22 protein-coding genes are annotated in these 24,925 nt (G+C 45.0%); 13 read left to right on the top strand and 9 right to left on the bottom strand.

Annotated elements, in window-relative coordinates; all coding sequences use genetic code 11:
* Window positions 1–45: 45 nt before the first annotated feature.
* Together buk and RDN93_RS08675 are read right to left on the bottom strand one after the other, a co-directional pair.
* Window positions 46–1,107 (bottom strand): butyrate kinase, encoded by a 1,062-nt coding sequence (buk, locus tag RDN93_RS08670; RefSeq protein ID WP_308745135.1) that lies wholly within the window; start codon window positions 1,105–1,107, stop codon window positions 46–48.
* Window positions 1,108–1,125: 18 nt separating this feature from the next.
* Window positions 1,126–2,082, bottom strand: a complete 957-nt coding sequence (locus RDN93_RS08675) for a phosphate acyltransferase (protein ID WP_308745136.1) — start codon at window positions 2,080–2,082, stop codon at window positions 1,126–1,128.
* 180 nt (window positions 2,083–2,262) lie between these two features.
* On the opposite strand from RDN93_RS08675, the gene RDN93_RS08680 reads away from it, so the two are divergent.
* The 4 genes from RDN93_RS08680 (at window position 2,263) to RDN93_RS08695 (ending at window position 5,475) form a co-directional block, all read left to right on the top strand.
* The gene (locus RDN93_RS08680) at window positions 2,263–3,066 is read left to right on the top strand and encodes a glycoside hydrolase family 16 protein (RefSeq protein ID WP_308745137.1); all 804 of its coding nucleotides are present in this window, start codon (window positions 2,263–2,265) and stop codon (window positions 3,064–3,066) included.
* A gap of 10 nt (window positions 3,067–3,076) precedes the next feature.
* Window positions 3,077–3,985, top strand: coding sequence for an LD-carboxypeptidase (locus RDN93_RS08685; protein WP_308745138.1), 909 nt, complete (start codon window positions 3,077–3,079; stop codon window positions 3,983–3,985).
* Between the two features lie 70 nt (window positions 3,986–4,055).
* Window positions 4,056–5,039, top strand: coding sequence for a M28 family peptidase (locus tag RDN93_RS08690; protein ID WP_308745139.1), 984 nt, complete (start codon window positions 4,056–4,058; stop codon window positions 5,037–5,039).
* A gap of 10 nt (window positions 5,040–5,049) precedes the next feature.
* The gene (locus RDN93_RS08695) at window positions 5,050–5,475 is read left to right on the top strand and encodes a SufE family protein (RefSeq protein ID WP_308745140.1); all 426 of its coding nucleotides are present in this window, start codon (window positions 5,050–5,052) and stop codon (window positions 5,473–5,475) included.
* A 27-nt stretch (window positions 5,476–5,502) separates the two neighbouring features.
* Here the strand turns inward: RDN93_RS08695 and RDN93_RS08700 are convergent, their stop codons facing one another.
* The 5 genes from RDN93_RS08700 to RDN93_RS08720 all read right to left on the bottom strand — a co-directional run bounded on the left by RDN93_RS08700 (window position 5,503) and on the right by RDN93_RS08720 (window position 11,994).
* Window positions 5,503–6,282, bottom strand: coding sequence for a type II CAAX endopeptidase family protein (locus tag RDN93_RS08700; protein WP_308745141.1), 780 nt, complete (start codon window positions 6,280–6,282; stop codon window positions 5,503–5,505).
* 128 nt (window positions 6,283–6,410) lie between these two features.
* Window positions 6,411–7,397 (bottom strand): bifunctional riboflavin kinase/FAD synthetase, encoded by a 987-nt coding sequence (locus RDN93_RS08705; RefSeq protein ID WP_308745142.1) that lies wholly within the window; start codon window positions 7,395–7,397, stop codon window positions 6,411–6,413.
* A 12-nt stretch (window positions 7,398–7,409) separates the two neighbouring features.
* Complete coding sequence (locus RDN93_RS08710; protein ID WP_308745143.1) at window positions 7,410–8,033, bottom strand: HAD family phosphatase; 624 nt, start codon at window positions 8,031–8,033, stop codon at window positions 7,410–7,412.
* Window positions 8,023–10,728 carry a calcium-translocating P-type ATPase, PMCA-type gene (locus RDN93_RS08715; protein WP_308745144.1) on the bottom strand — a complete coding sequence of 902 codons (2,706 nt, stop codon included), beginning with the start codon at window positions 10,726–10,728 and terminating at the stop codon, window positions 8,023–8,025. The genes RDN93_RS08710 and RDN93_RS08715 overlap by 11 nt, the downstream gene beginning before the upstream one ends.
* Window positions 10,729–10,818: 90 nt before the next feature.
* On the bottom strand, window positions 10,819–11,994 hold the full coding sequence (locus RDN93_RS08720; protein WP_308745145.1) for an ATP-binding protein: 1,176 nt from the start codon (window positions 11,992–11,994) through the stop codon (window positions 10,819–10,821).
* A gap of 223 nt (window positions 11,995–12,217) precedes the next feature.
* Here RDN93_RS08720 and rd point away from each other — a divergent pair, with 223 nt between their 5' ends.
* Window positions 12,218–12,382, top strand: coding sequence for a rubredoxin (rd, locus tag RDN93_RS08725; protein WP_004306971.1), 165 nt, complete (start codon window positions 12,218–12,220; stop codon window positions 12,380–12,382).
* Between the two features lie 131 nt (window positions 12,383–12,513).
* The gene (locus tag RDN93_RS08730; protein WP_308745146.1) at window positions 12,514–13,221 is read left to right on the top strand and encodes a hypothetical protein; all 708 of its coding nucleotides are present in this window, start codon (window positions 12,514–12,516) and stop codon (window positions 13,219–13,221) included.
* A gap of 89 nt (window positions 13,222–13,310) precedes the next feature.
* Here RDN93_RS08730 and RDN93_RS08735 read toward each other — a convergent pair whose 3' ends face one another.
* The gene (locus RDN93_RS08735) at window positions 13,311–15,008 is read right to left on the bottom strand and encodes a Na/Pi cotransporter family protein (protein ID WP_308745147.1); all 1,698 of its coding nucleotides are present in this window, start codon (window positions 15,006–15,008) and stop codon (window positions 13,311–13,313) included.
* An 82-nt stretch (window positions 15,009–15,090) separates the two neighbouring features.
* Here RDN93_RS08735 and RDN93_RS08740 point away from each other — a divergent pair, with 82 nt between their 5' ends.
* Complete coding sequence (locus RDN93_RS08740) at window positions 15,091–16,764, top strand: nucleoside kinase (protein ID WP_308745148.1); 1,674 nt, start codon at window positions 15,091–15,093, stop codon at window positions 16,762–16,764.
* Window positions 16,765–16,984: 220 nt separating this feature from the next.
* Window positions 16,985–17,392, top strand: coding sequence for a hypothetical protein (locus tag RDN93_RS08745; RefSeq protein WP_308745155.1), 408 nt, complete (start codon window positions 16,985–16,987; stop codon window positions 17,390–17,392).
* A 98-nt stretch (window positions 17,393–17,490) separates the two neighbouring features.
* Here the strand turns inward: RDN93_RS08745 and RDN93_RS08750 are convergent, their stop codons facing one another.
* Window positions 17,491–18,864 (bottom strand): aminopeptidase P family protein, encoded by a 1,374-nt coding sequence (locus RDN93_RS08750; RefSeq protein WP_308745149.1) that lies wholly within the window; start codon window positions 18,862–18,864, stop codon window positions 17,491–17,493.
* Between the two features lie 138 nt (window positions 18,865–19,002).
* Between RDN93_RS08750 and rpoN the strand changes: the two genes are divergently transcribed.
* From rpoN to RDN93_RS08775, 5 genes are all read left to right on the top strand, one after another.
* Window positions 19,003–20,487: an RNA polymerase factor sigma-54 gene (gene rpoN / locus RDN93_RS08755; protein ID WP_308745150.1), complete on the top strand. Its 1,485-nt coding sequence runs from the start codon at window positions 19,003–19,005 to the stop codon at window positions 20,485–20,487.
* Window positions 20,488–20,548: 61 nt separating this feature from the next.
* The gene (locus tag RDN93_RS08760) at window positions 20,549–21,220 is read left to right on the top strand and encodes a phosphatase PAP2 family protein (protein WP_308745151.1); all 672 of its coding nucleotides are present in this window, start codon (window positions 20,549–20,551) and stop codon (window positions 21,218–21,220) included.
* Window positions 21,221–21,249: 29 nt separating this feature from the next.
* On the top strand, window positions 21,250–21,630 hold the full coding sequence (gene gcvH, locus RDN93_RS08765) for a glycine cleavage system protein GcvH (RefSeq protein ID WP_049701191.1): 381 nt from the start codon (window positions 21,250–21,252) through the stop codon (window positions 21,628–21,630).
* Between the two features lie 52 nt (window positions 21,631–21,682).
* Window positions 21,683–22,192 (top strand): 5-(carboxyamino)imidazole ribonucleotide mutase, encoded by a 510-nt coding sequence (gene purE / locus RDN93_RS08770; RefSeq protein WP_004296231.1) that lies wholly within the window; start codon window positions 21,683–21,685, stop codon window positions 22,190–22,192.
* Window positions 22,192–24,030, top strand: a complete 1,839-nt coding sequence (locus RDN93_RS08775; RefSeq protein WP_308745152.1) for a 4-hydroxy-3-methylbut-2-en-1-yl diphosphate synthase — start codon at window positions 22,192–22,194, stop codon at window positions 24,028–24,030. The genes purE and RDN93_RS08775 overlap by 1 nt, the downstream gene beginning before the upstream one ends.
* Window positions 24,031–24,925: the final 895 nt, after the last annotated feature.

Genomic DNA, 24,925 nt, shown 5'->3' on the forward strand with positions numbered 1-24,925 from the left:
GGGGGAAGAGTAGGCGGTTAACTTATTCTTGTGCAAAAGGTCATGTTACTTGTAGACCTGTATAGGCAACTCTCCTTTCAATGCTCCTATCGCATTAAACGCCAATGACTCCATTTCGTTTTCCCCGGGATAGATATGGATAGGAGCCAGAAATGAGATGCGTTTTTTGAGTCGGGAAATAACATAATCTGAATAAGCGATTCCCCCGGTCAGAAGGATGGCATCTATTTTCCCGCATAGGACGGTAGCAGCGCCACCGATGGCTTTTGCTACATTATAAATCATGGCATCCAATATCAGTTCCGCTTTTTTATCCCCTTCTTCTATGGATTTGATAATAGCGGGTACGTCCGTAGTCCCCAGATGTGCAGTCAGACCGGCACGACCGGAAATCCGTTTTTTTAATTCATCTTTCGTGTGCTGTCCGCTGAAACAAAGGTCGATGAGTTGACCTGCCGGAAGCGTTCCGGCACGTTCCGGTGAGAAAGGGCCTTCACCGTCCAACGCATTGTTCGCGTCGATAGCCCGTCCGTGATGGTGGACAGCTATTGAAATGCCGCCGCCCAGATGACAGATAATCAAATCAAGGTCCTCATACTTTGTTCCCTGCTCTTTGGCAAAACGCCGGGCTATTGCCTTTTGATTCAATGCATGCCAGATGGTGATTTTCGGCATAAGCGGAGAGCCTGTGATACGGGCTATATCTTCCAGTTCGTCTACGACTCCCGGATCGGCAATGAAAGCAGGACAATTGGGAAGAGAGGATGCCAGTTCTTTGGCTATCAAACCGCCGAGGTTGCAGGCATGCGTGCGCATGGCATGCAATGTGTCCCGTTCCATAGCTTCATTCACTTCATATACGCCGCCGGGAATGGGCTTTACCAACCCGCCACGTCCGATGACAGCATCAAAAGCAAAAGGAATACCGTTGGATTCTAATTCCTGAAGTACCAGATCCTTTCGGAACTCAAACTGATCTATCACCTGCGGATAAACGGATAATTCTTCTACCGTATGCTTGATATTGCTGACCAACAGAGGTGTTTCGTTTTCATATACAGCAATTTTTGTAGAGGTGGAACCGGGATTGATGACCAGAATCTTCATAGAGTTTTAATGTTTGAATTATGAATTATTACCTTGATTAAGCACTTGTTTTCTGCATTCGCAATCTCCTGAAACTTGCAGGCATGCCATCGCTATACTGTAATATTTGGACAGTCCCGAATCACTGCGGGACGGAAGGACGACGGGGCAAATCGGTCCTTGCAGCAATCCTGCCATTTCTGCATTGGCAAACAGGGAAACAGATTTGTAGAATGCATTTCCTGATTCTATATTAGGGAATATAAGTACATCTGCCTGTCCGTTGATAGGAGATACAATGCCTTTTATATCACCGCTGGCCTGCTCGCAGGACGTACGTACATCCAAAGGGCCGTCGATAATGACGTTTCCGAATTCTCCGGCTTCGGCCAGTTCCACGATATTCACATAATCGAGTGAATGAGGGAACTTGGCGCTTACTTTCTCCGTACAGTGAATCAATGCCACACGCGGCTGTTCAATGCCGAAATGCCGGCAGGTACAAATGGCATACCATATCATTTCTATACGTTGTTGCAAGGTAGGACGTGGGATAACTGCGGCATCCGAGAAGAAAAGCAGTTTATGGTAAGTCGGTATTTCCATCACAGCCAAATGCGTGAGGATTTTCCCTTTCGGAAGCAGTCCTTTTTCTTTATCCAGTATGGCGTGCAGTAGATTGTCCGTATTGATGATTCCTTTCATTAAAATATCCGCTCCGCCGTCACGGACGATGCGCACGGCTTCGCGTGCCGCTTCGTCCGGATCTTCTATATGAATGCTTTTCACATATTCCGGATATTGCTTGAGTGCAGGATATTTTTCGAGGATAGCCGAATCTCCAATCATCAGAAACTCCGCAATCCCTTCTTCCAAAGCACGCGTAATGGCATACTCCGTATTAGGATCATTGGCACAAACCACTGCAATTCGTTTTCTTTGGTTCAGTTTCTTGAGGTGGTTTGTGAGTTGGGCAAAATTTAGAATAGGTTCCATAACGTTAGATTTTTAGCAAATATCAGAAAAATGATTGAAAAAATAAGGATTATAACCCGAAAAAATACATCTGTTGTGTAACATTTTGCTATATTTTATTTGTTTTGCCTGCCGGATGCGTATGGAATCGTTTTTTGATGTATTTTTGCATACATAAATCCCCCGATTAATAAAAGTGGCATGAAACAGTTTGAAAACCTATTATTTGTTAGCTTGATTCTTCTTTGTTGGTTGCTTGCATCCTGCAAAACATCTAAAACTCCTTCCGGATGGTCTTTAGTGTGGGAAGAGAACTTCAGCCGGAAAAAGAGTTTCGATTCGAAGGTATGGAGCAAGATTCCACGCGGGAAATCCGACTGGAATAATTATATGACCGACTTTGATTCTTGTTATTCTATGCGTAAGGGCAAACTGGTATTGAGAGGTATTGTCAATCATACACAGCTTAATGACACTGCTCCCTATTTAACCGGCGGGGTCTATACGAAAGGTAAAAAAGCCTTCGATAACGGGCGTATCGAGATTTGTGCCAAACTTAATGCCGCTAAGGGGGCATGGCCTGCCATCTGGATGCTCCCTGAAAAAGCAGCCTGGCCGGCGGGTGGAGAGATTGACATTATGGAGCGTCTGAATTACGATTCCATTGCCTATCAGACGGTGCATTCTCATTATACCTATACGTTGGGTATCAAAGAGACTCCCAAGTCACATTCCACAGGAGTGATTTGTCCGGAACGGTACAATGTTTTTGCGGTAGAGATGTCTCCGGACAGTCTTTCATTTTATGTCAATGATGTACATACGTTTACTTATCCCCGCATACAGACCGAGGAAGAAGGACAGTTCCCTTTCAATCAACCTTTTTACCTGCTGATTGATATGCAGTTGGGTGGGACATGGGTAGGTGCTGTCGAACCTGCCGACCTGCCGGTGGAGATGGAAATGGACTGGGTACGTTTTTATCAACGAAAGTCAATAAAATAGAACATAACATATGGATATTCAATTTCCCCCCTTTTTGCAGAAGGGTGATAAGGTAGTCATAGTGTCGCCTTCCAGTAAGATAGACAAGCTGTTTCTGAAAGGTGCCGGGAAACGGTTAGAGTCATGGGGGCTGAAAGTTGCCGTAGGAAAGCATGCCGGCGGCTCTTCCGGGAGATATGCCGGAACAATCAAACAACGTCTTAAAGATTTGCAGGATGCAATGGACGATCCGAATGTGAAAGCCATCCTTTGCAGCCGTGGAGGATACGGAGCCGTACATTTGATTGATAAGATTGATTTCACGGCTTTCTATGAGCATCCGAAATGGCTGCTTGGATTCAGTGACATCACGGCACTGCACAATCTGTTTCAGAAGAACGGATATGCATCTCTGCATTCATTGATGGCACGCCATCTTACGGTGGAGCCGGAAAATGATCCGTGTACCTCGTACTTAAAGGATATTCTGTTCGGAAATCTGCCTTCTTATACTTGTGAAAAGCATAAACTGAACAGACAGGGGAGTACACAAGGTGTCTTGCGTGGCGGAAATATGGCGGTGGCTTACGGCTTGCGGGGGACTCCTTACGATATTCCGGCGGAAGGTACGGTGCTGTTTATAGAAGATGTCAGCGAGCGGCCTCATGCCATTGAGCGTATGATGTATAACTTGAAGCTGGGTGGTGTGCTTGAGAAATTGTCCGGGCTTATTGTCGGACAGTTTACTGAATATGAGGAAGACCGTTCGTTGGGTAAGGAACTGTATGCAGCTTTGGCGGATTTGGTGAAAGAGTATGATTACCCCGTTTGTTTTAATTTTCCGGTGGGGCATGTCACTCACAATTTGCCGCTTGTCAATGGAGCAAAAGTGGAGCTCACGGTCGGAAAGAAAAATGTCGAATTAAAGTTTATTTGTTAATAATCTATTCCATCTGAACAATGCTGTGATGAAAATGACTAATTTTGAGACTTTAATAGAAAAGAGAACGATGAAAAAGAAACCTATGATAATATTGACAAGTGCCTTTTTGTTATTATCGGCTTTCTCCTGCGGAGGTGGCAACAAGGCAAATACTACAAATGAACAAAGCGAAAAGATAGCGGTGAACGTGCCGCAGTTTGATGCCGACAGCGCTTATCTGTATGTAAAGAGTCAGGTGGATTTCGGACCTCGTGTGCCTAATACGAAGGGGCACGTAGCCTGTGGAAATTATCTGGCTAAGCAGTTGAAAGATTTCGGTGCGCAGGTGACCGACCAGTATGCTGATTTGATAGCTTATGACGGGACTTTGCTGAAAGCGCGGAACATCATCGGTTCTTATAAGCCGGAAAGCAAAAAGAGAATTGCCTTGTTTGCGCATTGGGATACACGTCCCTGGGCTGACAACGATCCTGATGAAAAGAACCATAAGACTCCTATTCTGGGAGCGAATGACGGAGCGAGCGGAGTGGGGACCTTGTTGGAAATAGCCCGTCTGGTTAATCAACAGCAACCGGAACTGGGTATTGACATTATTTTCCTGGATGCGGAAGATTATGGAGCGCACGATCAGAATAATGAAGAATCATGGTGTCTGGGAGCGCAATATTGGGCGCGTAATCCTCATGTGCAGGGATATAATGCCCGTTTCGGTATACTGCTCGATATGGTGGGCGGCAAAAATACCGTTTTCCTGAAAGAATCATATTCCGAGAGATTCGCACCGGATATCAATAAGAAAGTGTGGAAAGCTGCCAAGAAGCTGGGATACGGCAGTATGTTTATTGATGAAGACGGTGGCGGAGTGACGGATGATCACTTGTTTATCAACCGCTTGGCGCGTATCAAAACGATTGATATTATAGCTTCTGATCCCGAAGGTGGATTTACTCCTACCTGGCATACGCTTACGGATAATATGGAGCATATTGATAAAAGCACATTGAAAGCAGTCGGGCAGACTGTACTGGAAGTAATCTATAACGAGAAATAATATAAATAATATGTCAATTAATGAATTGCAGGACGAAGTTATTGCAGAATTCAGTGACTTCGATGATTGGATGGACCGTTACCAACTACTTATTGACTTGGGAAATGAGCAGGAACCGCTTGAGGAAAAATATAAGACGGAGCAGAATCTGATTGAGGGATGCCAAAGTAGGGTATGGCTTCATGCGGATGATGTAGACGGCAAGATTGTTTTTAAGGCGGAAAGTGACGCGTTGATTGTAAAAGGTATTATCGCTTTGCTGATTAAAGTGTTGTCAGGGCATACGCCTGATGAAATATTGAATGCCGACCTTTATTTTATTGATAAAATCGGATTGAAGGAGCATCTGTCGCCTACACGCAGCAACGGTTTGCTGTCGATGGTGAAACAAATACGAATGTACGCATTGGCGTTCAAAGCAAAAGAGGGGAAGTGAAAACTTCCCTTTTTTATTGCTGCCTTTCTATTCTTGCTTTCTGGAAGTCAGGTAGCGCATAGCCAGGATACTTCCGATAAGTAAGAGAACCGCTCCTGATAAAACAATCAGATAGGGTGTGCCGCTTATCAGGTCATCCATATTCTCTGCTTCGGGATATTTGATACTGAGATAGACGGAAAGGGAATTGTTCAGTATATGCATGAGGATACAGGGAATCAGACTGCCGGTCTTATAATACGTCCACGCCAGCAGGATACCAATCAGAAATGCCGGAAGTATCTGGGCGGGATTAATGTGGAAGACACCGAACAGGAGTGCGGAGATGAGAATTGCCTTCGCCGGATTGTACTGTTGCAGCAAGGCTTTGGTGATGGCTCCGCGGAACAATAGCTCTTCGAGCACGGGACCTACGATAGCTATCGCAAGAATACCGCCCCAACCGGATTGAAGAATATCGAAAGACTGCTCCATGATATTGGGAATCCAGTCCAGCAGACTCATAAGTGCGGATACCAGAAAGCCGCCGGTGAGGATAGCCAATGCGCTGCCAATCAGATAAGGGGCTGAAACTGGCGACCATGCAGACTTTTGTGTGCTGATATAGCCTGCTTTCCAGAGATAGATACCCATCATGACCTGTCCGGCCAGTTGTGCCGGAATCATGATTGTCTGCGTTAGGACAGCTTTATCCAGATTCCCGGTAGTGACCAATAAATAGATGGTACAGGGAATCATAATCAGAATAGGAGCGACTATCTGCGCGATGAGAAGGTCGATTAGTACTAATTTGACGGCTGTCTTCATAAGGGTGTCGTGCTTTATTTAGTGGTAAAGAAACTGCATATAAACATAGCTAACATAGATATGGCTATTACCACCAGCGAGATACTCATAAATGTCTTTTGCATAAGAAACTATTTTTTAAGTTGTTATTATTCATTTTGCTCTTTCTGGAGGGAGTAGCCGGCACCTTTGTCAAGAAGGATGGCTTCTGTCTCTTCAGCGTCTTTGTGAAGTTGCACGATTAACTCGTCAATGCTGGAATATTTCAGTTCGGGACGAGTCCGTTTTACAAAAGTAAGCCGGATAAACTTGTCGTATATGTTGGAGTGGAAGTGAAGGATGTTCACTTCAATCGTCCGGTTAGGCCCGTTGCCAATCGTCGGGCGGATGCCTATATTCAACATACCCATATACGTTTTTCCGTCGAATGTCACCCACACGGCATAAACACCGTCTGCCGGAACGAGCTTGTCCGGGTTGTCAACGCTTAAGTTAGCGGTCGGGAAGCCGATTTTCCTACCCACCTGATAGCCGCCTACAACCGTTCCGTCCAAGAAATATTCGTATCCCAGACAGCGGGCTGCCAAGTCTACATCTCCTTTATGAAGCAGTTTGCGGATTAGGGAAGAGCTGACTGTTGTATGCTCTCCGTCCTTCATTTCTATATTGCTGGCATAGGCTTTTGCCTGAATAACTTCTATGCCGATTTCTTCTCCATAACGTACATAGTCCTCGAAGCCTTCGCTGCGGTTGTGTCCGAAACGGTGATCGTAGCCGATGACCAGGCATTTTACCTGAAAGCGTTCTTTGAGTATCTGAGTCATAAACTCGCGTGCCGTCAGTCGGGAAATATCCGGGGTAAAGTCGAGCATCAGGCAGTAGTCTACTCCAATGTCGGACAGTAAGCTGATTTTTTCTTCCGGTGTGGTCAGAAGCTCCGGGCGATAGTCGGCGTTCATCACTTTGCGGGGATGAATGGGGAAAGTAACCAGTGCAGAACGTAAACCTTTGGCTGCGGCTGTCTCTTTCACTTGGTGGATGAGATAGCGGTGTCCCGCATGAACTCCGTCAAAGAAGCCGATGGTAGCTACACAGGGTTCCGGGATAAGGGTCGATATGTCACGTATAATCTGCATCTCCACGGTTTTTTATTTGTTTTTGAAAAGATGGCTCCAGTCTTCGCCGGCTTTTGCGGTATAAGTGAAAATACCCAGTTCGCGGGCTGCTTGACAATTTATCTCAGAGTCGTCGATGAAGAGTGTTTCTTGCGGTTCGATGCCTGCATCTTCGATGACGGCTTTAAAAATTTCCGGTTCCGGTTTTACCATGTGCATCTCATAAGAGAGATACGTTTTTTCAAAATAATCTTCTACTTTGAAGGTGCGGTATGGAAATAAATTCTGGCAGGTGTAGTTCCAATGGAGTTCATTGGTGTTGCTGAGCAGGTAGACAACGTACTTAGTGCGTAATTCCAGCAGCAAGTCGAGCTTGTAGGCGGGGATGTCTACCAGGAAACTATTCCAGGCTGCATCTATTTGTCGGTCACTTGCTGCTTTGCCCATCATATTCCGAATTTCATCCCGAAATTCGGCGGCAGTGATCAGACCTTTTTCCTGCTGCATGAATATTCCATGCAGTTGCTGGATGTTCAATCGCTCTTCTACGTCTGTGAACCCTAATTTCTTAAAGCTCTCCATGCAACGTTGGCGGTCGAGATTGATAAGCACACCGCCCAAATCAATAAGAAGGTTTTTAATTCCTTTACTTTTCATTTCTACTCTTTTTGTGAATAATACGTTGTGCAAGGCGAACAAGTTCTCCAACCCATAACACCGTGGACGAAACGCCTATAATCAGAAGCCAGGTTTGCCAGTCGAGTGGTGTCGTACGGAATACAGCTCCACCGAACTGTACAATCAGGAATTGTCCGACCAGAATAGCCAGTACGATCAATTCCATTCCATATGATTTGGAAAGTCCTTTGAATGCCGAGTCGGTGGTTCCGAATACGCGGGCATTGAAGAGATTCCAGAATTGTAACATGACAAAGAAAGTGAAGAAGACGGTGAGGTTGTGTATATCCATACCTTGCGGGCTGTGGTCGAAATAATAAATCATTCCGAGCAGTACGATAAGGAAAACAGAGCCTACACCTATTATATTGGACCGCATTGCCTTGCTGATGATAAAATCAGTACTGCGACGGGGTTTTTCAAGCATCACGGTTTCACTGGGCGGGATGGAAGCCAAAGCCAGGGCGGCAAAGGTATCCATAATCAGGTTTACCCATAACATCTGCGTGACCGTCAGCGGAAGTTCCGTACCGATGACGGAGCCCAGCAGAACGATAAGCAGCGCGACGAAATTAATCGTCAACTGGAAAACGATGAAACGCTGGATATTCTTATAAAGTGAACGTCCCCACATGACGGCGGTTCCGATACTGTTGAACGAGTCGTCGAGCAAGGTGATGTCGCTGGCTTCTTTGGCTACGGAAGTTCCTGTTCCCATCGACAGGCCGACTTGTGCATGATTCAAAGCCGGTGCGTCGTTTGTACCGTCCCCGGTTACGGCTACTACCGCTCCCTTTTGCTGGAGTAATTGTACCAGGCGTTGTTTGTCTGTCGGGCGGGCGCGTGACATGATTTTAAGATCCATTACCCGGTCTAATGCTTCTTCGTCACTCAATTCGGCGAATGCCACTCCGGTGATGCGGTTCCGCTCCGTATCCGTCTCCGGATTCCAAAGACCTATCTGACGGGCAATCTCCGTGGCAGTTCCCGGCGTGTCACCGGTGACAATCTTAATGCCGATGCCCGCCGACTGGCATTTGGCAACGGCAGCAGGCACATCCGGACGAATCGGGTCGGAAATGGCTACGACGCCTAAGAAGTTCAAATCATTGGCTGATACCAACTCCGTACAGTCGTCCGGTTCGTTCTCTCCGACAATCTTGAAAGCAAATCCAAGTGTACGCATCGCCATATTCTGATAATTCAGCAATTGCGCTTCTATCGTCGAACGGTATTCCACGGCATCTATCCGTTTCCCGTCCAGTACAACTTCCTTACATTTGCCGAGAACAATTTCCGGTGCTCCTTTGATATAGAGTATTTTCTTTCCGATTAATGGCGATTCTACAAGTGTCGCCATGAATTTCCGTTCGGTAGAGAATGTTAACTGGTCGAGGATATGTGCATTCTCACGAAGAGCCAGATAATCTCTTCCCTGGCTGTTCAGCCATAATAACAAAGCTACTTCGGTAGGATTTCCTACTCCTTTCGGCTTTTCACCGGCAGCCGATTCCTCAAGAAAAGCGGTTGAATTGGCGCTGATACCTTCTGCGATAAGCGTGCTGATATCGTCGTCGGACAGGTTGCTGCCGTTCTTTATACCATAGAAGTTGGGCTCGTGCACCTGCATCAGGTTTTGTGTCAGTGTACCGGTCTTGTCCGTACAAATCACAGTGATAGCACCCATCGTTTCGCAAGCGTGCATCTTCCGTACCAAGTTGTTGGTAGAGAGCATACGGCGCATATTCAGCGCCAGGCTGAGAGTAACGCTCATGGGCAAGCCTTCGGGCACGGCTACTACGATCAGAGTAACTGCCATCATAAAGTATTTGAGTGTTTTCTCGAAAACCGGTAACCATCCATGCCACCCGTTTAATGTGCTAAAGTCAAAGGCGAGCAGTACATCTTTCACAAAGAAGATGAGGAAGGCAAGACCTGCAACGGTAAAACCGATTTTCCCGATCAGGTTGGCTAGCTTTGTCAATTGTATGTTCAGCGGAGTCGGTTCGAGATTCTCTTCCGTACTTTGGCGGGCTACTTTCCCGATTTCGGTAGCGTCTCCCACATGCAGTACACGCATGGTTCCGTGTCCGTCGACTACCGTAGTGCCGCGCATCACCAAATTGGAAGCATACGTTGCCTCTTCGTCAAAATCCGCTTCTATGGTCGTTTTGTTGATAACAGGTTCTCCTGTCAGATTAGATTCGTTCACCTGCAAAGAAATTGCTTCCAGCAACTCTCCGTCCGCGGGAATTTCCTCACCGGTTTCCAAAATCACTATATCACCTACCACTATGTCTTTACGGGGAACTTCCTGTACACGTCCGTTGCGGATTACTTTTACCAATGTCTCTTCGTTGACTGCATTCAGCAAATCGAACTTCTTGCTGGCGTCATATTCGAAGAAGAAACCTATACCGGTGGCCAGCAGGATAGCGGCAATGATTCCGATTGTCTCGGCATATTCATTCTCGATGATGGAGATGATTAACGAAAATGCGGCTGCCACTAACAGTACGCGTACAACCGGATCCTCAAATTTTTCAAGATAGAGCTTCCAAAGGGAAGGACGCTTGGGAGGCGTTAACAGGTTAATGCCATTTTTTTCCCTGCTTTGCAGGACTTCATTATCAGTAAGTCCTATATGATAAAAATCATCTTTATTTGTACTCATGCAGATACATGCGTTTAGTTTGGGCTACAAAAGTACAACATAATATTGTGATTAAATGTTTAATTAAAAAAAAATATGAAGTTGGATTTGTTACTGTGGCTTACCGCACGTCCGGTAGGGGATAGTGAACCAGAAAGTGGATCCTTCGCCTTCTACGGAGTCCGCCCCGATCTGTCCGTCCAGTTTGGTTACGATGGTTTGGGAGATGGAAAGTCCCAGCCCCGTTCCCTTTTTGTCTTTGTTCAACTTCACGAAGCGTCCGAATACGTCCGGCAGTTTATCTGCCGGAATACCTGCACCGGTATCCTTTACATAAAAATAAAGTTCGGTGTCTCTGGGCTCATATCCGAGACGCACCGTACCTTCAGTCGTGAATTTTATCGCATTGGTGGTAAAGTTGGAAATCACCTGGGCCACGCGGTTACGGTCGGTCTGGATGAGGCAGGAAGAACACGATGGTTCTGCGATAATTTTAATCATCCCGCCGGCATCGTTCACCCGCATCTGGAAAAGCTGCTGTAAATCCGAAAGTAACAGATTGATATCTACCGTAGTATATACAAATTCCAAAGTCCCTGCTTCAATCTTTGACATATCGAGGATGTCGTTGACCAGTTGCAGTAAGAGGTCGGCATTCATCTTTATGATTTCCTGATATTGGGCTTTCTCCTCTTCTGTATTTGCGCTGCCCATTATTTCCGCAAATCCGGTGATGGCGTTGAGAGGCGTACGTATCTCATGGCTCATATTAGCCAGGAATGCAGACTTGGAAACATCGGCATTTTCCGCTTTTTCTTTGGCGTGTATTAATTCCTCTTCCGCTTTTTTCAGCCGGGTGATGTCGTGGACGGTGAGTACCATATTTTCTTTTTCATCCAGAAGAAAGTACGAACCGGAGATGACAGCATTGCATTCTACCGTCTCGCTTTCGGCAGTAGCTATGCTAAGTGTGGCTTCGAGGTCTGTGAAACTTCTTCTTTGTTCGAAAGCCTGTCGTATGGCAGCACGTATCGGGCAGGAGCCGCAAAAACTGTGTGTGCCGCAGCCACCTTCGGCAGCCAGTGCATTACGGCATTGCAGCAGGTCGCCCACTCTTTTTTCTTCCGTTCCTTTCGGGGTTCCGGTTTTCTGATAGTAGTTGGTTCTCAGTACTTTGAAATCGTTGTCTATTAGCAGGATAAAAGCATGCACATTTTTTAGGACAGAACCGGCGATACGATTAGTACGTTCCAATTTCCTGGATTCCCGGAATAATCGTTGTTGCATTCGGAGATATTTTCTGCGCTCCCATAAAAAGCAGAGTAGTAGAATGGCGCATAAAACTATTAATGTTGATAATAATGCAATTAGCATACTTGTATACTGTTGTTTTAGCTTGATGAATATGCTTACAAAGATAGTTTTTTCTTTCATTATAAAAGAAGTGTTGAACAAATATCTTGCTATTTGTGTTATATTAATTAGAAAACCAATTAAAAATACGAACGTTATGAAGAAGTACATTTGCACGGTCTGTGAATATATTTACGACCCCGAACAAGGAGATCCGGAAAGCGGAATTGAACCAGGAACTGCGTTTGAAGACATTCCTGATGATTGGACTTGTCCACTTTGTGGAGTCGGAAAAGAAGATTTCGAACCGTACGAAGGATAAAACAGAGAGGGAGAGAATTTATTAAGTGGAAATGACCGGATGCCATATGTGCCCGGTCATTTTTATTTTTATGCCCGAAAATTATTCTGCTGATTATAAATGTAATATCTTTGCCAACAAAAACCAAAATCATGTATAAGAACAAGACAACTGCCGCTATCTGCTCAAATTTTCTTTTATATCCTGTTATCTTTCTTTTGATGATATTCAACCTTTTGATGGCTGGTTGTAGTGATGATGAAAACGAAGAGGAACCACCTGCTCCGGATACGCCGGATTATAGTACGATAATAGTCAAAGATATACGGAATATACCTGATAATTTTATATTCGACCGGGTTGAAGTGAAAGTGACGGGCGCTGACTGGCAAGTGATCGAGACTCTTTCATTCCCTTATGAAAACGGACAGATTATTATGGACTTGCCCACTGTCTTTTCTCCGGAAGTGTTACAGAAAGTGGACCGCCGGGGAGGTGATATGGGAGGATACTGGACGGGAACTTCAAATGACGGCGATGCCCTTGTAGCTACATTGGGCGATTTCTTTGTTTTTAAAGGTGATAAGAGAGTGGGGCGAATAGCTTTATCCAATTGGACAGGCAAGGGCTCTTCCGCAGGAAAAGCAATGATTGGCTATCAGTTTGCCGACCGTCCTTTTTCGTTGACAGGCAGTGACAAATCCTATAATTATAGTGATTGCTCTTTCGTTAGCGGATGGAATATGTTTGCTAATATCAATCCGGTGTCGGAAAACGGTACGGCAAAAGTCCTTCGAACCACTGTTGTGCCGGAAGCTACTTTGTTTTGGCGGCTGGCGGAATCGTATGTGTATGAGTAAAAAATATAATGGATAAATAAAGAAAGGAGAACCGGACAGTAAATATGTATCAGCCGGTTCTCCTTTCTTATCTCTTGCTATTTGTCTTATCAGGAAGCCTTCTTTTCTTTCACATCACTGCTGGCTTCTACCACATTTACTATATAGTCGCCCAGTTTCTCACATTCGGCGATAATATCCATATAGTAAACGCCCATTTGATAATCATATTCCTTGTTGTTCACATCCAGGATATTCTGATTCTTCAATTGGTTGCGGTAATTATTGATTTCGTTCTCAATATTGAAAGACTTGTTGATGTCGATGCTCTGATGTTCCGGTTTCTCTACTACCATAATCATCTGTGCAAGAGCATCGTTCGTCAGCTTCATCATGAAGTGAATATGCTCGTATTGTTTTTCGGTGAAGTCTTGGTTGGTCTGGCGTTTCCGGTTGATGGTACGTGCCAGGTTGTAACAACTGTCTCCGATGCTTTCAATCTCCGTCACTTCACGCAGCATGGCGCGTATCTGCAGCTTACTTTCAGAACTCAAACGACCTTCGGATACCTGGTTCAGATAATTGGCTATTTCCAGTTCCATGTTGTCGCTGATATTCTCATATTTCTCTATCCGGCTGAACACTTTATTGAAGTCATCATCTTTTTCGGTATGCAGCAAGTCCTGCACCATGCCGAACATACGGTGCGTACGTTCTGCGAAAAGATGAATCTCCTTGCGTGCCTGAAGAATGGAAAGTTCCGCCGTAGAAAGCATACCACCGGTGATAAACCGCAGTCTCGGTTCTTCGTCCTCTTCTTTCGGATGGATTAAAGCACATACGGTACGTTCGATTAACTTCACAGCCCATATCAGGACACATACGTTACAGATATTGAAGATAGAGTGGAAGGCGGACAGCTTATAAGAGATGGTAACTTCGGGATTGCTGCTTTGGAAGAAAGTGTCTACTACCCAGTTGACCAGTTGCATGAAAGGGTGGAAAATAATCAGTACCCAGATAACGCCGAACACATTAAAAACAAAATGCGCCAATGCTGCCCGTTTAGCCTGTGTGTTGGCTGTTAATGCGGCAAGATTGGCGGTGATTGTAGTTCCTATGTTTTCTCCCAGTACGAGGGCTGCTCCCAGTTCCAGACTGATCCATCCGTTGGCACACATAATCAGTGTAATTGCCATCGTGGCGGCGGAGGCCTGTACAATCATGGTCAGTATCGTACCGATGAACAGGAACAGGAGAATGGAGAAGAATCCCATATCCGTGTAGTTCTGTACAAAGGCGAGCATTTCCGGATTGGCATTCAGGTCGGGCGCATTTGCCTTCAGGTAAGAAAGCCCCATAAAGAGGAAGGAGAAGCCGAAAATGAATTCACCGACGGACTTGCGGTTGCTTTTTCCCGAGAAGATAAGCGGAAGGGCGACGGCGAGCAGAGGAAGGGCAAAGGCGGCCATGTCAACCTTAAATCCGAAAATTGAGATAATCCAGGCAGTGACCGTAGTACCGATATTGGCACCCATGATGACACTGATAGATTCAGCGAGAGTGAGTAACCCGGCATTCACGAAACTCACGACCATTACCGTCGTTGCTGAAGAAGATTGGATAAGGGCTGTGATTAACACACCTGTTAAAACTCCCGTTACCCTGTTGGTAGTCATTGCCGTCAAGATACTTCGTAGTCTGTCACCCGCGACCTTTTGCAAGCCCTCACTCATTATCTTCATTCCGTACAGGAAGAGCCCTAATGAACCTATGAGCTTTAAAAAATCATAAAAAGAATATTCCATCTATAATATTTTTAATGGTTATTTGTTCTCAGTCTGATTATAAGTATATTAGTCCCAAATTATTCACCTTTTAACGAACTCGATGAAACAGATGTTACAAATATGTTGCAAAAATAACAATATTTCTAAAGAATTCCCTATCGGAAGCTCACTTTTGGATATTTATTACGGTTTTAATCTTAATTTTCCTTATCAAGTGGTTAGCGCTAAGGTCAATAACCGCTCTGAGGGACTTAATTTTAGAGTATATAACAATAAGGATATAGAGTTTCTGGACGTGCGAGACCAGTCCGGAATGCGTACTTATGTCCGCTCACTCTGTTTTGTATTGTTCAAGGCTGTCACAGAGTTGTTTCCCGAAGGCAAGCTGTTTGTAGAACACCCCGTGTCGAAAGGCTATTTCTGTAATCTGCGTATCGGGCGTCCCATTGAACTGGAAGATGTGAGACGCATCAAGCAGCGGATGCAGGATATTATTGCGGAGAATATACCTTATCACCGCATCGAATGTCATACGGCGGAAGCGGTACGCGTTTTCAGCGAGCGGGGGATGGATGACAAAGTGCGGCTGCTCGAAACTTCCGGCTCCCTCTATACCTATTACTATACGTTGGGCGATACGGTCGATTATTATTATGGTAATCTGCTGCCCAGTACCGGCTATATTAAATTGTTCGACATCGTGAAATATTACGATGGACTGCTTCTTCGGATTCCGAGCCGCGAGAATCCCGAAGTATTGGAAGATGTTGTGAAGCAGGAGAAGATGCTGGACGTCTTTAAGGAATATCTGAACTGGAGTTATATCATGGGACTCAACAACGCAGGGGATTTCAACCTGGTTTGTGAGGAAGGGCACGCCACAGACCTGATTAATGTGGCCGAAGCCTTGCAGGAGAAAAAGATAGCCCAGATTGCCGATACTATTTTCCACCGGGGAGAGAACGGCAACCGTGTGAAACTTGTATTGATTGCCGGGCCGTCGTCTTCGGGAAAGACGACTTTCAGCAAGCGTCTCTCTATCCAGTTGATGACAAACGGTTTGAAACCCTATCCCATCTCTCTGGATAATTATTTCGTGGACCGAGAAGACACTCCTCTGGATGAAAACGGAAACTACGATTATGAATCACTTTACGCACTCGACCTGGATTTGTTCAACCGGCAATTGCAAGCCCTGCTTCGTGGCGAGGAGGTGGAACTTCCCCGTTTCAACTTCTCCCTCGGCAAGAAAGAGTATAAAGGAGACAAACTGAAAATAGAGGATAACACGATTTTAATCCTGGAAGGTATTCATGCGCTGAATCCCGAACTGACTCCCCACATACCGGCTGAACGCAAGTTCAAGATTTACGTGTCTGCACTGACTACCATTTCCCTGGACGACCATAACTGGATTCCGACAACCGACAACCGTCTGTTGCGCCGTATTATCCGTGACTTCAATTATCGTGGATATTCCGCCCGCGAAACCATTTCACGCTGGCCTAGTGTACGTGCCGGTGAAGACAAGTGGATATTCCCTTATCAGGAAAATGCCGATGTCATGTTCAATTCGGCATTACTCTTTGAGTTTGCCGTTCTTCGTCTGCATGCGGAGCCTATTTTGATGGGAGTGCCGCGCAACTGTCCCGAATATTGTGAAGCCTACCGGTTGCTGAAATTCATTAAATATTTTGTTCCGGTACAGGATAAGGAAATTCCGCCGACTTCCCTGCTTCGCGAGTTTTTGGGTGGAAGCAGCTTTAAATATTAAGTAGGGCTATAAGCAAGAATATATTTGTCCTTGTGTTTTCTGCAATGAGAACACAAGGATTTTTTTATGCTGTAAAACTGCAAAAAAGATACAAAATAGATGATAATTAGATTCTATTTTCAAAAAAATAGCGCCTGAACGTTCTATTAGACTTTAAAACATTGAACCTTTGGTTATCTATTCTGTTATGAATAAACATACAATGAAAAAGAGAGAGAATATGATTTGTTACAATAATCTTTTAGCAAAATGGTTCTTAGGAAAAGGGAAGAATAAGAGTCATTACTTTATGTTCGGTGGTTTTTTCTTTACCCGATATAAGTATTTGGAAGTGTGGGAAGATATGGAACTGCGGATTCATGCAAGGCAGTTTTGGGAGTGTTTCCTTTTGACGCTGTTGCCAGCCTTAGTTTTGTCATTAGTGTTTTCATGGTGGTGGATGATACTCCCCTTCATGACATATCATTTGTTTTACTGGCTGGAAAAGTCATTCCGCCCTCATTCGGTTTTCGATTGGGAAGCGATAGAAAATTGTGGTGACACGCTTTATATCAGAAAAAGAAAATCGTATGCGTGGATGAAGTGGTATGGGAAAAAGACTCTGCCTTTTTCTGATTGGGACGATTAAAAACAAGTAAAACGATTGAAGCGATAAAGTTCTGCCACTGATTATACAGGTATGTGTTGTATAATCAGTGGCAGAATTTTATTTCCGGCAGAAAACTTTTATCTCAAAGCTTCTACTTCTTCCGGTGTCAGAGGAATCTTCTTGCCCAGTCTGCGAGCGCCTGTTTCTGTAATCAGATAATCTTCCTCGTTACGGATACCACCGAAATCCTTGTAGGTCTCCACTACGTCATAGTTGATGAAATTAGCGAATTTCTTTTCCGCTTTCCACATATCAATCAGTTCGGGAATAAAGTAAATGCCCGGTTCTACGGTATGTACAAATCCCGGTTCCAACGGAATGGCGAGACGCTGTGATTTACGACCGAACTGTGTACTCTTCGGCTGACCGTTGTATCCTACCCATATCTCTCCCAGATTTTCCATATCGTGTACATCCAGCCCCATCATATGACCTAATCCGTGCGGATAGAACAGGGCATGAGCACCTTCGCGGACAGCATCCTCTGCATTTCCTTTCATCAGTCCGAGTGCCTTCATGCCTTCTACCATCACACGGGCGGACAATTCGTAGACTTCCATATAAGGAATTCCCGGACGGAGAGCTTTCACCGATTCGAGATGCATTGCATTTTGAATTTCGTACACTTCACGCTGGCGGGTCGTGAACTTCTTGTCGGCAGGAATCGTAGACGACATATCGCCTGCATATCCTGATTCAACTTCCGCACCGGCATCAATCAAGAACAAATCACCCGGTTTCACAAGATTACCGTGATAATGGTTGTGCAGCGTCTGACCGTTGATGGTGGCAATTGTGGCAAAAGAGAGTTGGCAGTTGTTGGATTCCGCTACCCGGTTCATTTCCGCTACCACCTCATATTCGTACATACCCGGACGAAGTACTTTCATCGCTGTGATATGCATATCGGCAGTCACGTCGCAAGCCTTTTCTATCTCTACGATTTCCTCTGCGGATTTATAGTTACGTTGTGCTATGACGGCGCGGATGAAAGGTATGGAGCCCTCCTGGCGTGCAGGCGGTATCCCCAGCCAGTCCATCAGTTTCAATTTGTGCTCAGGACGGTAAGGGGGCAGATAATGAATCGCTTTCCCTTTTTGTACGCATTTGTGAAGATAACTTACAATCTCGGCAGACGGCATTAAATTAGCCACACCCACACGTTCGCACTTATCGCGTAATGTCGGTTGTGACCCCATCCATACGATAGCGTCAATAGACAGTTCATCACCAAAAATGATTTCCTTGTCTTCATCAATATCTATGATTGCCGAAAGTCCGGCACATGAAAGCCCGAAATAATAGAGGAAGGTAGAATCCTGCCGGTAACGGAACGTGTTATCCTCGTAATTCAGTCCGCACTCGTCATTTCCAAGAAATAACAATACTCCAGAGCCTATATTCTTTTTCAGCAGGGCTCTCCGCTGCATATACGTTTCTTTGGCAAACATATGGTCCTAATTTTTAAGTTCGTGCAACAAAGATAACGAATTTTGTGTTATAGGATTAAAAATTATCTCCCTAATCTGTGTAATCTCTCGTTAAAAAGTTACTTTTGTAGCGAGAAACAGTAGAAAGCAAAAACGAATATGGCACAAGGTTCCCGTCAAATACAATCTCAGGCGCAACAGCAAGTACAGACGCTCTCGCCCCAGCAGATTCTGGTCGTGAAATTGTTGGAACTTCCCGCAGTGGAGCTGGAAGACCGTATCCATGCCGAACTGCTTGAAAATCCGGCACTTGAAGAAGGCAAAGAAGAAAGTGCATCCGATGAATATGCCGACACCGACAGTGTGGAAGACGGCATGGAGAATGATGCTAACGACTATGATTCTTTAAGTGACTATCTCACCGAAGACGATATTCCCGATTATAAACTGCAGGAGAATAACCGCTCGAAAGACGATCAGGCGGAAAATATTCCATTCTCCGACACCACCTCTTTTTATGAAATCCTGAAAGAGCAACTTCGTGAACGGAATTTGACAGAACACCAATGCGAACTGGTGGAATACCTGATCGGTTCGTTGGATGATGACGGGCTGCTCCGCAAATCACTGGAAAGCATCTGTGACGAACTGGCTATTTATGCCGGCATAGAATCGACAGAGGAAGAACTCGAAGAGGCATTGCTCATCTTGCAGGACTTTGATCCGGCAGGTATCGGTGCCCGCAGTCTTCAGGAATGTCTGCTGATACAGATTTGCCGGAAGAAAGACGAAGAAAAAACGTCCGGTTCTATACTCGATCTCGAAGAACGTGTGATTCGTGACTGCTATGAAGAATTCACACGTAAGCACTGGGAAAAGATAATAAAGAAACTGGATATTGACGAAGAGACATTCAAAGAGGTTATCAGTGAAATTACCAAATTGAATCCCCGTCCGGGTGCTTCGTTGGGAGAAGCTATCGGCAGGAACCTTCAGCAGATTGTTCCCGATTTCATCGTAGAAACATATGATGACGGAACGATTAATATAAGCCTCAATAACCGCAATGTCCCTGAACTCCGCATGAGCCGGGACTTTACGGAAATGGTGGAAGAACATACCAGAAATAAGGCCAACCAGTCTAAAGAATCTAAGGAAGCGATGATGTTCCTGAAACAGAAAATGGACGCGGCACAAGGATTCATCGATGCCATCAAACAGCGTCAGAACACATTGATGACTACTATGCAGGCAATCGTTGACTTGCAACGCCCTTTCTTCCTCGAAGGAGACGAATCGCTGTTGAAACCGATGATTCTCAAAGATGTGGCCGAACGTACGGGACTGGATATATCAACCATCTCCCGTGTCAGCAACAGTAAATATGTGCAGACGAATTTCGGAATCTATCAGCTTAAATTCTTTTTTGTCGACGGATATACAACGGAAGACGGAGAAGAAATGTCTGTCCGCGAGATTCGCAAGATTCTGAAAGAATGTATCGACAGCGAAGACAAGAAGAAACCGCTGACCGATGATGAACTGGCAGACATTCTGAAAGAAAAAGGATATCCTATTGCCCGCCGGACGGTAGCGAAATATCGCCAACAGTTGAATATTCCCGTGGCACGGCTAAGGAAATAATGACCGGTCGGGGGCTAAGAGATATATAATTTGTAATTAGTAATCAGTAATTAAAAGAAGAGTGGACAGAGAAAGAGAGCATATCATAGCGGATAAGACAATGTTGCAAGTGGCGCGAGTCACTTCGATGGTGTTTACCCCATTTTCTATCCCGTTTTTATCATTCCTGGTGTTATTCCTGTTTTCTTATCTTCGTATCATGCCGATGCAGTATAAGTTGATAGTGTTGGGAATAGTCTACTGTTTCACCATACTGACACCCACCATTACGATTTTCCTGTTTCGCAAGATCAATGGATTTGACCGTCAGGAGCTGGGCGAACGTAAGAAACGCTATATACCTATTCTATTGACCATCATCTCATATGTGTTCTGTTGGCTGATGATGCGCAAACTGAATATCCCTTGGTATATGACAGGCATCATTCTTACCTCTTTGGTCGTGTCCGTCATCTGTATCGGAGTAAATCTGAAATGGAAACTGAGCGAACATATGGCCGGTATGGGTGGCGTGATTGGCGGACTGGTATCTTTCAGCGCGTTGTTCGGTTATAATCCGGTAGTGTGGCTATGCCTGTTCATATTGATAGCCGGCATACTCGGCTCTGCGCGGATTATCCTGGGGCATCATACGCTGGGTGAGGTGCTTTCCGGTTTTGCAGTCGGACTGATATGTGCCCTTTTGGTGCTTCATCCGGTGATGAACCTGTTATTTCGAGTATTTTTATTTTAAAACAGTATAAATCCTAAAAACTAATTATTATGAACTTTCCACAGAATTTGAAGTACACGAACGAACACGAATGGATTCGCGTTGAAGGAGACATTGCATACGTAGGTATCACTGATTATGCTCAAGAACAATTGGGTGATATCGTGTTCGTAGACATACCGACTGTTGGTGAAACGTTGGAAGCCGGTGAGACATTCGGAACCATCGAAGTAGTGAAAACCATTTCCGACCTTTTCCTGCCGGTAGCCGGTGAAGTGATGGAACAAAATGAAGCACTGGAAGAAAATCCGGAGCTGGTGAACAAAGATCCTTATGGCGAGGGCTGGCTGATTAAAATGAAACCGGCAGACCTGAAAGCTGTTGAAGACCTTTTGGACGCTGAGGCTTATAAAGCTGTGGTAAACGGATAATTCATACCGCACTTTAAATTGTAAATAGTAAATCGTAAAATAGTAAATCAAAATGACTCCAATTGTAAGTATCATCATGGGCAGTACGTCCGACCTTCCTGTTATGGAGAAGGCTGCACAACTGCTGAATGATATGCATGTACCGTTCGAAATGAACGCGCTTTCTGCTCACCGCACGCCTGAGGCTGTGGAGGAGTTTGCCAAGAATGCCCGCAACCGCGGCATTAAAGTGATTATCGCTGCTGCCGGAATGGCTGCCGCCCTTCCCGGTGTAATAGCGGCCAACACTACACTTCCTGTTATCGGAGTGCCCGTAAAAGGCTCCGTGCTCGATGGCGTAGATGCTCTTTACTCTATCATCCAGATGCCTCCGGGCATTCCTGTTGCTACCGTTGCCATAAACGGAGCGATGAATGCGGCTATCTTGGCCATCCAGATGCTTGCATTGAGTGACGAGAAGCTGGCGGAAGCTTTTGCTGCTTACAAGGAAGGACTGAAAAAGAAAATCGTAAAAGCAAACGAAGAACTGAAAGAAGTCAAGTTTGAATATAAAACGAACTAATGGATCTATTCAATTATTTTCGAAGAGAAACCACAGAAGTAAATATTGGGGCTGTACCGTTGGGCGGCCCCAATTCTATTCGTATCCAGTCGATGACAAATACGTCTACGCAGGATACGCAGGCTTGTGTGGAACAGGCAAAGCGTATTGTTGACGCAGGTGGCGAATATGTCCGTCTGACAACGCAAGGCATCAGGGAAGCGGAAAACCTGATGAATATCAACATCGGTTTGCGCAGTCAGGGATATATGGTTCCGTTGGTTGCCGACGTGCATTTCAATCCGAAGGTTGCCGATGTGGCGGCTCAATATGCGGAGAAGGTGCGTATCAATCCGGGGAATTATGTAGATGCTGCGCGTACTTTTAAGAAACTGGAATATACAGACGAGGAGTACGCTCAGGAGATACGTAAGATTCACGATCGGTTTGTTCCTTTCCTGAATATCTGCAAAGAGAACCACACGGCTATCCGTATCGGAGTGAACCACGGGTCTCTGTCCGACCGCATCATGTCTCGCTATGGTGATACGCCTGCGGGGATGGTGGAATCCTGCATGGAATTTCTCCGTATCTGTGTTGAAGAGAACTTCACCGACGTGGTGATTTCCATCAAAGCGTCCAATACGGTCGTGATGGTGAAAACCGTCCGTCTGTTGGTGGACGTAATGGAAAAAGAAGGCATGGCTTTCCCACTGCATCTCGGAGTGACGGAAGCCGGAGACGGAGAAGACGGACGTATCAAGTCTGCTCTCGGCATCGGTGCGTTGTTGAGTGACGGATTGGGGGATACCATCCGTGTATCTTTGAGCGAAGCGCCCGAAGCGGAAATCCCCGTAGCCCGCAAACTGGTGGATTACATTCTGTTGAGGCAGAACCATCCTTATATTCCGGGACTGGAAGCACCTGATTTCAATTACCTGTCGCCTGAACGCCGGAAGACGCAGGCTGTCCGCAATATTGGTGGAGAACACGTGCCTGTGGTCATTGCCGACCGTATGGATGGAAAGACGGAAGTCAATCCTCAATTCACTCCGGATTATATTTATGCCGGACGTGCTCTGCCCGAACAACGCGAAGCAGGCGTGGAATATATCCTCGATGCAGACGTATGGCAAGGGGAAGCCGGCACCTGGCCTGCTTATAACCATGCGCAATTACCGCTGATGGGCGGATGTAACGCAGAACTCAAATTCCTGTTTATGCCTTATATGGCACAGACGGACGAAGTAATTGCCTGCCTGAAGCAACATCCTGAAGTAGTGGTCGTTTCCCAAAGCAATCACCCGAACCGTTTGGGCGAACACCGTGCATTGGTGCATCAACTGGCAACGGAAGGTTTGCAAAACCCGGTTGTTTTCTTCCAACATTATGCAGAAGATAATGCAGAGGATTTGCAGATAAAATCTGCCGCCGATATGGGCGCATTGATTTTTGACGGACTTTGCGATGGTATATTCCTGTTCAATCAAGGTAATCTAAGCCATGCGGTAGTCGACGCCACTGCTTTCGGAATCCTGCAAGCCGGACGCACCCGTACTTCCAAAACAGAATATATCTCTTGTCCCGGTTGTGGTCGTACGCTTTACGATTTGGAGAAGACAATTGCCCGTATCAAGGCAGCTACCTCACACCTGACAGGACTGAAAATCGGTATCATGGGCTGTATCGTGAATGGTCCCGGTGAAATGGCGGACGCAGACTACGGTTATGTCGGTGCCGGACGGGGTAAAATCAGTCTTTATAAAGGCAAGGTATGCGTAGAAAAGAATATTCCTGAAGAAGAAGCAGTGGAAAGATTGCTAGAGTTTATACGGAATGACAGGGAAGAAAATTCTTAGTCATATGTAAAACCTCATAATCAGTTGTTTCCTTTCAGCAACGGCAGTTACTGTAACCGCTGTTGCTGAAAGGAACGGTTTTATATGAAAATACTTCGCATGCCTTCTCTTTTTCGCTAATAACGTGTAACTGCTCTCCTATAAGAAAAAATAAAATCATTTCTCATATTCTCATAGAAAAGTATATTCGCTTGATTACTAGCTTTATGTATTATGAGAATAAAATTGTTTACATGCATTTCTCATGATTTATAGCTATAAAATGCTTTTAAAGAAGGTGTTTCTCATACTTTATTTCGCATTTCTCATGCTGCATATTATGCTTGTCTTTGTATCGAGAAACTAATATGTAGAAGGCAATATAACCATAGTTTGTATGTTAAGTCGGTAGATAAGATATCTTTCACAACAGACATTATTGTGTTTTCCTGCCTTCATCCGTATTATTCCACTCCAGTGAACAGACCGTTGCACTAGAGTGGATAGATATGTGCACTCTAGTGCACGAATCTGTTCACTAGAGTGCAACGATAGAGATGTCTTATTGAAAATCTATTGATTGTAGTATTATAATCTTTGATTATCAGTTGGTTATGGTGAAGATGAACGGTGGTTTTGCTGTAGTTTATTAAGTGTTGATGATTAGACTATGAGAATACTATTTTTGATGTATGAGAAATGCATTGATTTAAGCATGTTTTTTTGATAAAACCATGAGAAATACATGTAAATAATTTTATTCTCATAATATATGATTCTAGTAATCAGATGAATATACTTTTCTATGAGAATATGAGAAATGATTTTGCGAAATTGTTTTAGTAGCAGTGTGGATAATATCAGGGCAAACGCTCAATAAGTATTACATCTTCATTAGGCTTGTATCCTTCCCATA

Origin of the sequence: uncultured Bacteroides sp., assembly GCF_902491285.1 — a bacterium.
Taxonomy (GTDB): domain Bacteria; phylum Bacteroidota; class Bacteroidia; order Bacteroidales; family Bacteroidaceae; genus Bacteroides.